Raw genomic sequence first — 13827 nt, forward strand, 5'->3', positions numbered from 1 at the left:
GTTTCGCTTCCGACTGACGGAGCGCTTTATTAAGCAATTACGGTATTCATCTCATTCGATTCACCGCTGCGGGCGGGCACGAGCCAGCATTGGGCTGGGTGACGTCCCGAATCATTTGTAGCATATTCTCAAACCGATCGTAAGCGGCCAGCCAATACGTCTTGACGACCGAGTTTAGGCGGCGGTCGAGAGAGGCTGCCAGCGATGTGGCAGCAGCGCGTCGATGTCGCTGGCCTTGTGGGTCGGCAAGCGTGTGAGGACGTCCTTCAGATAGGCTACATCGACGTCGACATCGACCGGCTCGCGGCCGCACGGTATGGCCTGTCGGTCGCGGACGTCCAGTCGGTCGTGTCGTCGGCAGTCGGCGGTGAAAACGTCGGCGAGGTGATTGCCGGCCGGGAGCGGTTCCCTATCAACATCCGTTATCCGCGCGAAGTTCGGGATTCGCTTGAGCGGCTGCGTGAATTGCCGGTTGTCACGGACCGTCGCGCACAAATCCAGCTCGGGGACGTCGCGCACATCACGATTGCCGACGGCCCGCCGATGATTCGTAGCGAAAATGCGCGGCTGTCAGGCTACGTCTACGTCGATATTCGCAACACGGACCTTCAGTCGGCTGTTCAGGCGATGCAGAAGGCCGTTGCGCAACAGGTCAAGCTGCCACCGGGCTATTCGATTGCCTGGTCCGGGCAGTTCGAGTACCTGGAGCGAGCTGCCGCCAAGTTGCGCACGGTCATCCCGGTGACGCTCGTCGTCATCTTCGTGCTGTTGTTCCTGACGTTCAATTCCGCAGCGGACGCACTGCTGCTTATGTCGACCGTGCCGTTCGCGCTCGTCGGCGGCTTTTGGCTCATCTGGGTGCTGGGGCACGCGGTTTCCGTCGCGACGTCGGTCGGCTTCATCGCGCTCGCCGGGGTGGCGGCCGAATTCGGCGTCGTGATGCTGCTATACCTGAAGGGCGCGTTGAACCGCCGGCTGGAAGCCGGCGAGCCACTCACGGAAGCCCTCCTGTTCGATGCGATTCGCGAAGGCGCCGTCCTGCGCGTGCGGCCCAAGGCGATGACCGTCGCCGTCGTTCTGGCGGGCCTCATCCCCATCATGGTCGGGCATGGCGCCGGCTCCGAAGTCATGCAACGTATCGCTGCCCCAATGGTGGGCGGCATGGTCACCGCGCCGCTGCTTTCCATGTTCGTTATCCCCGCAGCCTGGTTTCTGCTGCAGCGCCGTCGCGCGCGAAAGCTGAATCACATGCGGACATTCCATGCAGTCCCTTCTGGCATGAAAGTGCCTTCTACCCAATCTGGAGAAACTCAATGAAGAGTCTGTTTGTTACCACCATTGCTGTCTGTGCAATCGGCGCATTTGCTGCTCCGGCGTTCGCCGGCGATGACATGGCCGGCATGAACATGTCGATGAAAGCGTCGGCATCGACGTCGTCGAATGCCGCGCTCACGGACGCGGAAGTGAAGAAGGTCGATGCGGCCAGCAGCATGGTTACGCTGAAGCACGGTGCACTCGAGAACGTCGGGATGCCGCCGATGACGATGGCGTTCAAGGCCAAGGATGCTGCGATGGTCAAGCAGGTTCATGAGGGCGACAAGGTCAAAGTCCGTGTCGAGAACGTCAACGGAACGCTCACCATCGTGAAGCTGGTGAAGCAATCCTGATGGTGTGCTGAAACGCGCGCAGGTTCACCCTTCGGGGTGGCCTGCGCCGTCAAGGCGAAGGAGGGCAACCGATGCTAAACGCACGAATCTTGGTTACCGCACGCACGTTCCGCGTGCAGCATGCCAGCTATACCGATATCGCACGCTGTCGTCATTGCTCCTTCGCGACGACCGTGACCTTGCAGGACGTTAGCCCGTTCGTGTTCCAGGAGCAATTTCGGCTCGCGTTGACAAGCTTCGACAGTATCGGCCTGCTGCTGACATTGCTACTGATGAAGTTGAAAGTAACTGTCAGATCGCTTTGAACTTTGACGAGTTTCCTGCAGGGCTTGACGCGGACGGCAGCCTCAGTTGACGATATCACGCGGAATTGACCGCCATCATCAAGGAGGGGATATGAAGAAACGAATGCTGGCCGTCGGCGTCCTGGCAATCTGTGCCTCGGCAGTCCACGCTGCCGGGACTGTCGAAAGTCTGCCGTCAGGCGTCAAAGTGGAAATCACGCAGGAGGGAACCGGCGCCCACCCGAGCGCGTCCGACGTCGTCAAGGTCCGCTACCGGGGTACCCTTGCCGACGGAACGGAGTTCGACAACTCGGCCAAGCACGGCGACGTGGCCACGTTCCCGCTCAATCGGGTTATTCCGTGCTGGACCCAAGGCGTGCAAAAGCTGCGCGTCGGCGGAAAGGCGAAGCTCACCTGCCCGCCGGATACGGCGTACGGGAGCCGGACTGTCGGCCCGATTCCGCCGAACAGCACGTTGAACTTCGAGGTCGAACTCGTCGATATCGTCAAGTAATGCGCCGCCGCACGGTCGCCAATCAGTTGGAGCGAGATGCGCGAACTGTGTGCTCCCAACCCCCGCTTTTGCGGGGGTTTTTGTTGGTGGGCCGTGCTGCCTGTATTTTCAACCAATTGGTATCGAGGGATTGCCATCCCTGATTTATAACGTTTGCGAGCTTCCTGATTCAATTGGCGTTTTGAAAGCCTCCTTTCTTCGTACCACCGCCGATCCGAAATGCGCAGATTAGACAATGGTAAGTTGATTTCAAATAAATAACGGGTTGCAGTTCGACAAACGCTGTTCTACGCTTTCTCTACCAATCCAAATAGATGTCGTTACTCACCTTCTCGTGAGCGTTAGTGGTGTCCGGGGACAGCGCAGTAGTCAACCAAGACGAATCGGCGACCATGGACACTTGCACACGACACGCATTCCCGATCCTTTGCCCGTAGCGCCCAAGCGTACCCATTCGGTGCGCGCACGTGCTTACCTCTTCGCTCTCTGAAGTGCGGAGAGCGTTTGCATGTGTCGGCGTTCGCGTTCGCACAGCTTGCGCCGGGCACATTCCCCACGATTGAAAATCGCAGATGGAGGTGTCAAGTGGGCGAAGTCCAACTCCTTGGCGCGCGACGTCGCGCCATACAGTTCGCATGTTCAACGATCGCGTGCCTGTCTTGCGGCTATGCGTCTGCACCGTTGCTGGCGCAATCAACCACCACCCACCTGTCCTTCATCGGGGCAAGCGGCGAGGCACAGTTCGCCTTTTCTCCGGACAGTTGCACGACCGTCACGGGTGATCTTTTCGTCGCAGCGTCCGGGTCGCAAGGCGCTTCATCCAACGCTCCACCGATGGCGCTGGCGTCTCTTTCAACGGTGAATACCTGCACGAAAACGTACACGTCTGAATTTGGTTTGACGAGCACCTTTCAATTCTCGTCCCAAGGCGGTAACGGCACGGACACGCCGCGTGTCGTGACGGCATCCGGACAGATTCCACTGACCGGGTTACCTGGCGGCCAGACCGACTTGCTGGGCTTCCAGCTCACGCTCAATCGGGTCGGCCTTGCCTATGAGCTCGATGGCTCAACGCACTCCACGTATCCGTCAGGAACGCCGCTGGTCGTTTCGCACTTTGCGAATACGGTCAGCTTGGCGAACGCGACGCTGAGCGCATGGACACAACAGGGGGCGTTACCGCTCACCGTGTATTACGCGGTCGTCTCCAACAACAAGTCTCACGAAGTCGATGTGACGCGATAGCGTGGGGCTTTTTGCGACGACCCGCCAATACGGGGGGAGCAAGACATGGAAGTAATCATGGCAACCGGATCGAATATCCAGGTAACGGTCGCGGACCTCGACGCACTTGGGCAAAGGCTTGAAACGCTGGGCTCGACACTGTCTGAAGGCGAGACACATGCCTCCGCGCTTTTGATCGAGCGCGGGAAGGTAGCGAATTTTGACACTCGGGGAAAAGGGTTAGTCACTTTTGTGACCACCGTCAGTAGGCAGCTACGCACGAGTAATCAGGAGGCAACATCATGAAAGCACGCACAGTTGCGTTGGCAATCGCGCTGTTATGCGCTAACCCTATCCCCCATGCTCAAGCATTCGACAGTCGTATCTACGCGCCGAATGAGCTTATTTTTGGCATGACTTATGGCGACTGGACAGCCGCCTGGTGGCAGTTCTATTTTCAAATCCCCAACGTTAACAATAGTCACCCGTTTGTGGCCACCGCGGATAACACCTGCAATAACGGCAACCAGCCGGCCGGGCCCGTTTTCTTCCTTGCGGGCGTTAGCTTGCAATCGCCGCAACCGCAAGTCGTTCGCAATTGCACAGTGCCAGCGGGAAGCCCAATTCTATTTCCTATCGCCAATCAAGAATGGTCCAACCTGGAGCTTCAAAATTTCAGCGGCGCCGACCTCCGTGCCGCACTGCTCCAGCTAGTCCCGCTGCCAACCAACGCGAAAAAGGCGCTGCCAAAATTCAGCGATTTAAAAGTCTCACTCGATGGCGTAAACATCGATTTTCTGAGCGAGTTTCACTTCCAATCGCCGGCATTCTTTTTCACGGCGCCCTCGCAAATCAAATATTTCATCTTCTATTCTGGCATCGATTCGACCAACGGTCCAGCGATCTCCGTATCGGACGGCTATTGGATTGCAATCAAGCCATTGCCGGTTGGCCAGCATACCCTGAGCTTTTCAGCCAGCCTCCCCGGAATCGTCAATATCAACATGCTCTACCACCTCAACGTCCAATAGAGCTGAGAGGAGATTGCAGCACGGAACGGTTGTTCATGTGAGGTTGCAGCGGCGCTGCGGCCTTACCGGATTACATACTCAACAACAAACCCACTCTGAGGAGGAGCCCATGAATGACTTGGTCTCATCGTTCAAGAAAGACTCGCATAGCAATCGCCAGCGTGGCTGCAATGACATTGACCGCATATGGCGGTGAAAACCACGGTCCCTTTGGCGAGTTGGGGAAAATTCGGCTTCGTCGACGCCACCAACCGAATGATAGGACATCTATGCACCATGCCGGGTCTGGCATTACCTTGCTGTCCGCATGAAGTGGTCAATACCAAATGGAGGCATTAAATGTTTTCATGCTCTCATCGTACTTCGCGCTGTGGTTCCTTGCGAACCAACGTTCGTTCAATTTATCGCTCGCTACTGCGCCCCCTCCTGCTGTCAGCGGTGGCGTTCAGCGCGTTTTCGGTCGACCCCGCCACGCGGGCGCAGTCGCTTTTCATTGGCGACGGTGGTGACAATTCAGTCAAGCAGTTCGAAGCAAACGGGACATATGTTGGTCCATTTGTCGCCTCTGGGGCCGCGGCTGCCGGGCTGCACGGACCCCGGGGAATGATTTTCACGGACGGGCAACTCATCGTCGTCAATCAGAATGTGAACACGCCATATCCCGGTGAGATTCTTCGTTTTGACGGCGCGACAGGTAGATTTGTCGGCAAACTTGTCGCCTCGAGCGACCGAAACGCGCCCTTCGCGCCGCGCGGTATTGTGCGCGGAGGACCGGACAACGGCTATTACGTGGCTGATTTGGGTCTCAACCATGGCCAATGTGCCAATCAAGGCGACGTCAAGGAATATGATGCGGCGGGCGCCTTTCTGGGCAATCTCGACCGGCACGCCTTCACTGCAGAGTTCCATCCGCTCGGCGTAGTGTTCGGCCCGGACGGTCTTTTGTATGTTTCGGCGTCAGGTTGCCTTGACCCGACGGACCCGCACTTCAACCCGCTGACCGGCTACATCTTGCGCTTTGATGCCAGCACAAAGAAATTTGTTGACGTTTTCGCATCAAACAACAGCGTGGCGGATTTGCACCGCCCTGAGGGCTTGGTCTTCGATAACGCAGGCAACTTGTGGGTTGCGAGCTCACGTGCGAACGCGAACGATAGCGACAAAATCGTCGAACTCGATGGCAAGACCGGAACCCGCATCACGGAAATTCCGTTATCGACGCCGCCCGGGCCCAGAGCCCATGAAGTGGCACTTGTTTTCGGGCCCCACAGCAATCTGTATATCCCCATCACGTTCGGCGACCCGATGAATTCCACGACGGTCGGTCAGGTATGGCGTTGCAGTACGGCGATAACGCCTGTGCACTGCGACATCATCGTCAAGGCCTATTCCGCTGGCGGCCCGCTGGAGCAGCCCTGGTATCCAGTCTTCAGAAACAGCGACCCCGCGACGCTTAAATACAACGAAGACTGAATCTTCCTGGCGCGTTTCGCGTGGTTCATCACGGCGAATCTTGGTAAGTGGAAGGAATTGTGGCAATCGAACCGGATATCAAGGTGATAGTCGAGGACTGTCAGGCGCTTGGGTACAAGCGTGGGGCGCTGCACACCACCTTGTCCGAAGGAGAGGCGCGTGTGTTGGCTTTTCTGATCGGGAGTGCGGCGGCAGGCGCCGGACGAATCCCGCTTCCAGAGCAGACACGCTTCATTGGAGGTCGATATGAACCGTAATGCAAAGTATCAGCGACTCACACTCCCCTTGGGATGGGTCGGCGTGCTTTTACGCGCCGCGAGCCGTGAGGGGTTGGCTCAGTTCAAATTCGGAGCCGTCCTTCGCATCCTGGCAGTCCTCGTGCTCACGATGGTTTCAACTGCGCAGGATGCGATTGCGCAAGACCATGCTTTTGTCGCCAACGCTCGTTCGAATACCGTATCAGTCATCGACCGCACGACCCATGCGGTTGTGACCACGATCGCGGTCGGGTCCGTTCCGGTTGACCTTGCAGTGACTCCGGACAGGACCCAGGTCTATGTCGCCAACAGCGGCACGAACACGGTGTCCATCATCGCCACGTCGAGCAATACGGTAGTCGCCACGGTGGTGGTGGGCTCGGGTCCCGTGAGTACCGCTTTCACGCCAGACGGGAGACACGCGTACGTCGCCAACTCGCGCGCCAATTCCGTTTCCGTTATCGACACAGCCACGCAAAAAGTGGTGGCGACCGTATCCGTCGGTGTCGTCCCGAACAAGGTCGTCAGTACGCCGGACGGCGCGAGCGTCTATGTGACGAATGCGGGTGACCACACGGTGTCCGTCATCGCTACCGCGACCAATGCCGTCTCGTCCACCGTGCCAGTCGGGGGCAATCCTTTCGACGTCGCCACGCCGGCCGCTCCGACTCCGGCGTCGTCGTGCACGGACGGCATGAAGAACGGCCAGGAGACCGGTGTCGATTGCGGCGGGCCGACCTGCGTCCCGTGCAACACGGGCCAAATGTGTTTGAAAGGCTCTGACTGCCAGAGCAGTGTCTGCAGTCCGCAAGGCATCTGCCAGGCACCGTCGTGCAGCGACAATATCAAGAACGGCCTGGAGACGGATGTCGATTGCGGCGGCGGGGTTTGCCCGACGTGCGCTGCAGGCAAAATGTGCAAGGCGGGCACTGACTGTGCGAGCGGCATATGCGGCATGGGCATCTGCCAGCCTTGAGGGCTGGTTAGGTGGACGTCCTCCTCGCTCGAAGGAACTGGAAGTCCAGTTGCGAGGAGGGCGTCAGCTCGCCATGTCGCGAGTCGCCCCGGTTGGAATGCCGATGCGTTGCCGAGATGACGGCATTGCGTGGCTTGGTCAGGTCGAACTGCGGTGTTGACGGAGGCTCACCCCGCTCACGACCGTGCGCGATGCCGTCAGTACGTACCCCTCGCGACGACTCGCTGGTCCAGCAGACGGCCGCCCGACCTGACCGGATATGTCGCAGGCGCCGAGAAGTTGGTAGCGCTCAGACGTGCCGTTTCGCCGGCCATCACACCGAACATGCCGAACAGCCCCGCGTCGAAATCGGCCCATGCCGCAAGCGGGACGGCAGCGGTTGCCGATACATTCAGGAAACCGAACATAAGATGCTCTTTCTTGTTCATGACGATTCCTCCCAGACGGCTCGATAGTCGAGCATCGGAACGGTCTACCGATGCTGACCGAATGAATGTCTTCAAGACCCAGGCTGGCAGCACGTCGCGCGATCACGGCAGCACCGTGCGTCGTGTTCACCCCGTCCGGAAACCGGACGAGCGAGCGCCGCCACGCGCAAACGTTCTCCGCTCTTCAGAAAGCGAAGAGGTAAACGCATGCACGCACCGAATAGGTGCGCTTGGGCACTACTGACAAAGATTAGGGAATGCGTGTCGCGTGCAAGTGTCCATGGTCGCCGATTCGTTTTGGTTGACTACTTCGCTATCCCCGGACACCACTAACGCTCACGAGAAGGTGAGTAACGACATCTATTTGGGTTGGTAGAGAAAGCGTAGAACAGCGTTTGTCGAACTGCAACCCGTTATTTATTTGAAATCAACCTACCATTGTCCAACCAGAACATCGTGGCCAAGCGCTTGTACGAACGGAGAAAGCCTTTAAAACAAAGGCCGAATTAAAACACCGACCAACGCCGATCTTTAAAGGTGGAATTTTCTGATTCAGCTTCCCGCCATGCATGACTCGAATCTTTTTCTGTTTCTGCTTGAAGCGTGAGCACATATCCCCATCAACGGAACTGACCAAGTTGAGAAGGCTCGAGTTCGAACACTGTCGAAACCTCGGCGGATTGGGTCATGCGTATTTGCTCCGGATCGTCACGGGAATCCGGAATACAGAGCGGCGCGCGCCGGAATCCTCTCCGGTCGCGCCGCACAGGCCGCACTCGCGCGGGACGGAAGCGGTCACCACAACGAGGCACCGCAGCGAGTCAGCGCCCCCTAACCCAGCAATCCATCACTAGCCAGAACATGCTGAACCGACGGCCTCGCCCGGACCCGTTCGTACCACGCCCCAAGATGCGCGCAAGCGCCGAGATCGATGTCTGCGTTATAAACCGAGCGCATCCACGCCGCCCTCCCCCATCCCGTCAGCGCGAACAGATAGGCATCGGCGATGCTGAACGCGTCGCCCATCACGAACGTCCTGTCGGCCAGCTGCCGGTCGATCCACGCATACCGGCTTTCGAGCTTCACTCGCGCCGGTTCGACATACTTGCCGGCCTGCACCGCGTAAAGCAACGGAATGAATCCCTTGTGAATCTCCGCCGTCAGGAAATTGAGCCACTCCATCAGCCGATAGCGTTCGAGCGTGCCGTGCGCCGGCGCGAGCCCCCCTTCGGGCCGCCGGTCGGCCAGATACTGCGCGATCACCGGGCCCTCCCGCAGGCGCGTGCCGTCGTCCAGTTCGAGCAGCGGCACATAACCGAGCTCGGCGACGTCGTAATAGCTTCGCCCGTCTTCGATCAGGTGCTTGCGCGCATCGACCTTGACGATGTCCGCGTCCATGTCCAGTTCGCACAGCACGATATGGATTGCCTGCGAACAGCTTCCAGGGGCGTGATAGAGCTTCATGTCTCTCCTTGAGGTTTCGAGGTCCGTGTGTCGATTCGCCGCGACGCGGGCGCTAATATCACGCATCGACGCCCGAAAGAGAAGACGGCAGTAGTTTGTGCCGTAGTCACAAAAACGTTACCAACCCAGCCTGACGAATGAAAACGAGTGCGACCGGATGTTCCGTGGAAGAAGCGATGCGCCTGCTAGGCGGACGCTGGCGGCTGTTGCTGGTGTCGTACCTGCTGGACGGGCCGAAGCGCTTCAGCGACCTGCGCCGCGACGTGCCGGGCATCTCGCAGCGGATGCTGACGCTCGACCTGCGCGCGCTCGAAGAGGCCGGACTCGTGCGGCGCACGGTGTACCCGGAAGTGCCGGTCAAGGTCGAATATGACCTGACCGACGACGGCAACCGCCTGCGACCTGTCGTCGAGGTGATGCGCGATTTCGGGCTCTGGCTGAAAGCGCGCGATGCCGAAGCGGCCTGTGCGGATAGGCGTTGACGGCGAAGCAAGTGCACTTCATCCGTGTCGATGTGCTGCTTCCAATCCCCTGCCATTTCGGGTTTCCTCCGTGGATGTTTCGCCCACGTTCGCGCCGAGCGGCAGGATGTCCTTGATCAGTTTGCTCATGTGAATCTCTATTCTCTTGATTGAAAGGCAGAGACAAAGTTACTCATTTGCGCTGCCCCGGTATGCCCCCCTTCGGGGGGGACAAGCGGCGTTTTCCGGGGCAGCCGCAGGCGATGCAGCGGTCGTCGGCATTTCCCCTGACAGACGTTTTTGGTTGCAGACGCTACAATCCGCGGGCTTTTCATGGGCCAGCCACGTCCGTTATCAGCAAAAACAGGCCCTTGGGGAACCGCATGCTGCTCAACGTGAACCCCTTCCATCGCGACGACGCGTCGTGCAACGTGTCGTTCAAGACGTTGGGCGACCTCATCGAAACCGTCGGCACGCCTCATTTCGTGCCACGCCTCACGCAGTTGCTGAACGACCTCGTGCCGCTCGACGTCGCGCACGTCGAGCGCTCGCGCGTCGACGGCACGATGCCCACCGGCTACCGCTGCGAATGGATCGGCAGCAGCGGCATCGGCACCGAATCGGCAGAAATCTCGGACGTGATGACGCTCTACTACGAGCGCTTCCTCGACAGCGACCCGCTGTTCGCGGGGCTGCGCGGCAAGACGGGCACGATGCTCGTCGTGCGCGACATCGCGGCGATCCCGCCCGGCGAATTCCGCCAGCGCCTGTTCGACGACGTGCGGATCGCACACGAATGCGTGCTCGCGCGCGGCACGCGCTATTCGCAGCACTCGATCGCGCTGGAGCGCGGCCGCGACCGGCCGCCGTTCACGCTCGCCGAGATGAATCGCTTTCGCAGCATCAGCGACGTGCTGTTCCCGCTGCTCGAACTGCACGCGTCGACCACCGCCGCGCGGCGCGTCGCGCACCCGACGCCCGAAGTCCATCCGCTCGCGCAGTTCGATGCGCGGCTCGCGGCCGACGGCGTCAAGCTGTCGAAGCGCGAATACGAAACCTGCAAGCACCTGCTGTCCGGCAAGACCGTGCCCGAGACGGCCGGGATCCTCGGCGTGCGCGTCGCGTCCGCCGAGTCGTATGTGAAGCGCGCGTTCGCGAAGCTCGGCGTGCGCACGAAGCGCGAGCTCGCCGCGTGGGGCGCGTCCGGCGCAGCGGACGGTGCCGCGCCACCTGCGCTCGCGGGCTGACTCGCATCGACACGCATCGATGTAAACGTTGCGACTTCAAAATCTTCGGCTGCGCGTTCTCCTCTACCATCGGCCGATCGTTTTTCACCAGACTGAGGAGACGGCCCCGATGCACCGCGAACTCAGTCAACCGATGGGCGGCATCGCCACGATGATGCGCCTGCCGCAGGCGACGACGACCGACGGGCTCGACGTGTGCTTCGTCGGCGTGCCGCTCGATCTCGGCACGTCGAACCGCTCCGGCTCGCGCTTCGGTCCGCGCCAGATCCGTTCGGAATCCGTGCTGCTGCGCCCGTACAACATGAGCTTCGACATCGACGGCCTCGATCCATCGTTCGCGCCCGGCACGGGCACGCCGGAAGTCGGCGGGCTGACCGTGCAGCAAGATCTCGAGATCGTGCGCGGGATGAAGGGCCTCAACATCGTCGGCGCGGATATCGTCGAAGTGTCGCCGCCTTACGACCCGTTCGGCACGACCGCGCTCGTCGGCGCGAACCTCGCATTCGAGATGCTCTGCGTGATGCCGGGCGTCGCCTGCCGTTGAACCCGACCGACAGGATCACACCCATGTCCACCGCACCGCTTTCGCAAGCCGCCAGCACGACGCTCGTGCTGCCCGCCGCGCGCGGCAAGATCCTCGCGAAGATCGCCGAACTCGTCGAGGCCGACCGCGAGCGTCTCGCGGCAATGCAGATGCAGGTCAGCGGCAAGCCGCCGTTCGAGGCCGACGCCGACGTCGGCGACGTCGCCGCGACGTTTGCGTATTACGCGACGCTGTGCGACGACCGGGCGGCTTTCGCGGCCGAAGCCGTCGCGCTGCCGAGCGACACCGTCGCGGCCGAACGCTTCCACGACCCGGTCGGCGTCGCCGCGCTGATCGTGCCGTGGAACTTCCCGATGGTCACGACCGCATGGAAGCTCGCGCCCGCGCTCGCGGCCGGCTGCGCGGTCGTGCTGAAGCCGTCGGAACTGACGTCGCCGGCCGAGCATGCGCTGCTCGACATCGTCGCCGAGGCCGGCGTGCCGGACGGCGTCGTGAACATCGTGAATGGCGGCGCCGACGTTGGCGCGGCGCTGACCGCGCATCCGCTGATCGACAAGATCTCGTTTACCGGCAGCACCGCCGCCGGCAAGAAAGTGATGCGCGCCGCGGCCGACGACATGAAGCGCGTGACACTCGAACTCGGTGGCAAGTCGGCGCTGATCGTGCGCGAAGATGCCGATCTCGACGTCGCCGTCCCGCTTGCGGTCGCCGGCGCGTTCACGAACGCGGGCCAGATGTGTTCGGCCACCGCGCGCGTCCTCGTGCACGACAGCGTGTATCGCAGCTTCATGGCGGCGTTCGAGACGGCCGTCCGCGCGCTCGTCGTCGCGCCGCCCGATGCCGGGCAGGTCGCGATGGGGCCGCTGATTTCGGCCGCGCAGCGCGCGCGCGTCGAAGCGCTGCTGCAGAAAGGGATCGACAGCGGCGCGCAGGTCGCGTTCGGCGGCCGCGTCGCCGATGCGGGCGGCAACGGCTTTTTCATGGCGCCGGTCGTGATCGCGGAGCCGGCCGCCGACAACGTGCTGTGGACGGACGAAGTGTTCGGCCCGGTGGCGTGCGTGAAGTCGTTCCGCACGGACGACGAAGCGATCGCGCTCGCGAACGACACGCGTTACGGGCTCGTCGCGACCATCGTCACGCGCGATGCGGAGATGGCCAAGCAATACCAGGCGCGCGTGCGTGCGGGGCTCGTGTGGATCAACGCGCCGCAGCTCATCTATCCGCACGTGTGCTGGGGCGGGTTCGGGCTCAGCGGGATCGGCCGCGAACTCGGCGTTGCCGGGCTGCGCAGCTATCAGGAACTGCGCCACGCGATACGGGCGATCGGCTGACCGGTGGCGCAGCGATACCGGTCGCTTGCGAGATGGGTGAACGTTCATCAGACGATTGCGGACAGCAAGCAGGACACCTGTTCGATTCAGACCTTTTTCGAACGTCATGTCGAAAGTCGGTTCAGGTGCCGGTCGACGTGTACTTGCGCACCCCCAACCGCCACGCCGCAAAGGCGATCGCCAGGAACCCGAAAGCCACCGTCGGCGCCAGCGGCAGGAACCAGTCCGGCGCACCGAGCGGGTCCGGCTTGCCGAGGATCGCGAGCACCGGAAAGTACGCGACGCACGCGATCGGTACGACGAATATCAGGAAGCTGCGGAGCCAGCCGGCGTAAAGGCTGAGCGGAAACTGCGCCGCCTGCACGCCACCATACGTGACGACGTTCACCACTTCGAGGCTTTCGACCGTCCAGAACGCAAGCGTCGCCTGCAGGACCATCAGGCCAAAGAACAGCGCGACGCCACCGGCGATCGTCCACAACGCGAGCCCGGCCGAGATGGCGTTCCACTGGAAATCGAGCGCCCGGCTGCCGACCACCAGCACGACGATCCCCTGCATCAGCCGGCCGATCACGCGCAGCCTGAAGTCGTGGCCGACGAGTTGCAGCGTGGCCGTGCGCGGGCGCAGCAGCACGCGGTCGAAGTCCCCCGTGCGGATGAACTCGCTGCCGAACACGTCGAAGCCGCGGCTGAAGAAATCGGCGATCGCAAAGCTGATGCTGACGATGCCGAAGAACATGCAGATATCGCCGAAGCGCCAGCCCTGCACGTCGCCGAAGCGGTCGAACAGCGCCCAGATTCCTGCGAGCTCGATGATGGTCGTCAGGAACGTGCCGGTGCCGAGCAGCAGGCTCGACGCCGGATATTGAAGCTGTGCGCGGACCGACGTGGCGAAGTAGCGCGACAGCAGACGTGCGGTGTTCATG

The 13827-nt window shown here is 61.1% G+C and carries 15 protein-coding genes and 2 pseudogenes; 13 read left to right on the plus strand and 4 right to left on the minus strand.

Annotation, left to right across the window (positions count from 1 at the left end):
* Positions 1-174: 174 nt before the first annotated feature.
* A pseudogene (locus tag DID96_RS12480) lies at positions 175-276 on the minus strand (transposase domain-containing protein); the annotation flags it as partial.
* Here DID96_RS12480 and DID96_RS12485 point away from each other — a divergent pair.
* The 9 genes and pseudogenes from DID96_RS12485 to DID96_RS12525 all read left to right on the plus strand — a co-directional run.
* Positions 277-1317 (plus strand): annotated as a pseudogene (locus tag DID96_RS12485) (efflux RND transporter permease subunit); the annotation flags it as partial. It lies immediately after the preceding pseudogene.
* Positions 1314-1667, plus strand: a complete 354-nt coding sequence (locus DID96_RS12490; protein WP_124599634.1) for a copper-binding protein — start codon at positions 1314-1316, stop codon at positions 1665-1667. The pseudogene DID96_RS12485 and the gene DID96_RS12490, both read left to right, overlap by 4 nt.
* Positions 1668-1738: 71 nt before the next feature.
* Positions 1739-1972: a hypothetical protein gene (locus DID96_RS38655; RefSeq protein WP_221624583.1), complete on the plus strand. Its 234-nt coding sequence runs from the start codon at positions 1739-1741 to the stop codon at positions 1970-1972.
* Positions 1973-2063: 91 nt separating this feature from the next.
* Positions 2064-2465: an FKBP-type peptidyl-prolyl cis-trans isomerase gene (locus tag DID96_RS12500; RefSeq protein ID WP_260463868.1), complete on the plus strand. Its 402-nt coding sequence runs from the start codon at positions 2064-2066 to the stop codon at positions 2463-2465.
* A 585-nt stretch (positions 2466-3050) separates the two neighbouring features.
* On the plus strand, positions 3051-3710 hold the full coding sequence (locus DID96_RS12505; protein WP_124599635.1) for a hypothetical protein: 660 nt from the start codon (positions 3051-3053) through the stop codon (positions 3708-3710).
* A 45-nt stretch (positions 3711-3755) separates the two neighbouring features.
* A complete protein-coding gene (locus DID96_RS12510) occupies positions 3756-3995 on the plus strand; it encodes a hypothetical protein (RefSeq protein WP_124599636.1) in 240 nt (79 codons plus the stop codon).
* A complete protein-coding gene (locus tag DID96_RS12515; protein WP_124599637.1) occupies positions 3992-4720 on the plus strand; it encodes a hypothetical protein in 729 nt (242 codons plus the stop codon). The genes DID96_RS12510 and DID96_RS12515 overlap by 4 nt, the downstream gene beginning before the upstream one ends.
* Before the next feature lie 378 nt (positions 4721-5098).
* On the plus strand, positions 5099-6193 hold the full coding sequence (locus tag DID96_RS12520; protein ID WP_260463869.1) for a hypothetical protein: 1095 nt from the start codon (positions 5099-5101) through the stop codon (positions 6191-6193).
* Positions 6194-6439: 246 nt separating this feature from the next.
* Positions 6440-7426: a YncE family protein gene (locus DID96_RS12525; protein WP_124599639.1), complete on the plus strand. Its 987-nt coding sequence runs from the start codon at positions 6440-6442 to the stop codon at positions 7424-7426.
* 197 nt (positions 7427-7623) lie between these two features.
* Here DID96_RS12525 and DID96_RS12530 read toward each other — a convergent pair whose 3' ends face one another.
* Positions 7624-7854 carry a hypothetical protein gene (locus DID96_RS12530; RefSeq protein WP_124599640.1) on the minus strand — a complete coding sequence of 77 codons (231 nt, stop codon included), beginning with the start codon at positions 7852-7854 and terminating at the stop codon, positions 7624-7626.
* Between the two features lie 831 nt (positions 7855-8685).
* Positions 8686-9318, minus strand: a complete 633-nt coding sequence (locus DID96_RS12535) for a glutathione binding-like protein (protein ID WP_124599641.1) — start codon at positions 9316-9318, stop codon at positions 8686-8688.
* A gap of 137 nt (positions 9319-9455) precedes the next feature.
* Between DID96_RS12535 and DID96_RS12540 the strand changes: the two genes are divergently transcribed.
* The 4 genes from DID96_RS12540 (at position 9456) to DID96_RS12555 (ending at position 12901) form a co-directional block, all read left to right on the plus strand.
* Complete coding sequence (locus DID96_RS12540) at positions 9456-9800, plus strand: helix-turn-helix domain-containing protein (protein WP_124599642.1); 345 nt, start codon at positions 9456-9458, stop codon at positions 9798-9800.
* Positions 9801-10162: 362 nt separating this feature from the next.
* Positions 10163-11026 carry a helix-turn-helix transcriptional regulator gene (locus DID96_RS12545; protein WP_124599643.1) on the plus strand — a complete coding sequence of 288 codons (864 nt, stop codon included), beginning with the start codon at positions 10163-10165 and terminating at the stop codon, positions 11024-11026.
* 109 nt (positions 11027-11135) lie between these two features.
* A complete protein-coding gene (locus tag DID96_RS12550; RefSeq protein ID WP_124599644.1) occupies positions 11136-11570 on the plus strand; it encodes an arginase family protein in 435 nt (144 codons plus the stop codon).
* 23 nt (positions 11571-11593) lie between these two features.
* Positions 11594-12901 (plus strand): aldehyde dehydrogenase family protein, encoded by a 1308-nt coding sequence (locus tag DID96_RS12555; RefSeq protein WP_260463870.1) that lies wholly within the window; start codon positions 11594-11596, stop codon positions 12899-12901.
* A gap of 121 nt (positions 12902-13022) precedes the next feature.
* Here DID96_RS12555 and DID96_RS12560 read toward each other — a convergent pair whose 3' ends face one another.
* Complete coding sequence (locus tag DID96_RS12560) at positions 13023-13826, minus strand: ABC transporter permease (protein ID WP_124599645.1); 804 nt, start codon at positions 13824-13826, stop codon at positions 13023-13025.
* Position 13827: the final 1 nt, after the last annotated feature.

It is taken from the genome of Burkholderia sp. Bp8963 (assembly GCF_003854275.1).
GTDB lineage: Bacteria > Pseudomonadota > Gammaproteobacteria > Burkholderiales > Burkholderiaceae > Burkholderia.

What these genes read in the sequence shown, in the direction of transcription:
- DID96_RS12490 (WP_124599634.1), top strand. Translation starts at nt 1,314, where the DNA reads ATGAAGAGTCTGTTTGTTACCACCATTGCTGTCTGTGCAATCGGCGCA.
- DID96_RS12500 (WP_260463868.1), top strand. Translation starts at nt 2,064, where the DNA reads ATGAAGAAACGAATGCTGGCCGTCGGCGTCCTGGCAATCTGTGCCTCG.
- DID96_RS12515 (WP_124599637.1), top strand. Translation starts at nt 3,992, where the DNA reads ATGAAAGCACGCACAGTTGCGTTGGCAATCGCGCTGTTATGCGCTAAC.
- DID96_RS12545 (WP_124599643.1), top strand. Translation starts at nt 10,163, where the DNA reads ATGCTGCTCAACGTGAACCCCTTCCATCGCGACGACGCGTCGTGCAAC.
- DID96_RS12530 (WP_124599640.1), bottom strand. Translation starts at nt 7,854, where the DNA reads ATGAACAAGAAAGAGCATCTTATGTTCGGTTTCCTGAATGTATCGGCA.
- DID96_RS12535 (WP_124599641.1), bottom strand. Translation starts at nt 9,318, where the DNA reads ATGAAGCTCTATCACGCCCCTGGAAGCTGTTCGCAGGCAATCCATATC.
- DID96_RS12510 (WP_124599636.1), top strand. Translation starts at nt 3,756, where the DNA reads ATGGAAGTAATCATGGCAACCGGATCGAATATCCAGGTAACGGTCGCG.
- DID96_RS12550 (WP_124599644.1), top strand. Translation starts at nt 11,136, where the DNA reads ATGCACCGCGAACTCAGTCAACCGATGGGCGGCATCGCCACGATGATG.
- DID96_RS38655 (WP_221624583.1), top strand. Translation starts at nt 1,739, where the DNA reads ATGCTAAACGCACGAATCTTGGTTACCGCACGCACGTTCCGCGTGCAG.
- DID96_RS12560 (WP_124599645.1), bottom strand. Translation starts at nt 13,826, where the DNA reads ATGAACACCGCACGTCTGCTGTCGCGCTACTTCGCCACGTCGGTCCGC.
- DID96_RS12540 (WP_124599642.1), top strand. Translation starts at nt 9,456, where the DNA reads ATGAAAACGAGTGCGACCGGATGTTCCGTGGAAGAAGCGATGCGCCTG.
- DID96_RS12525 (WP_124599639.1), top strand. Translation starts at nt 6,440, where the DNA reads ATGAACCGTAATGCAAAGTATCAGCGACTCACACTCCCCTTGGGATGG.
- DID96_RS12555 (WP_260463870.1), top strand. Translation starts at nt 11,594, where the DNA reads ATGTCCACCGCACCGCTTTCGCAAGCCGCCAGCACGACGCTCGTGCTG.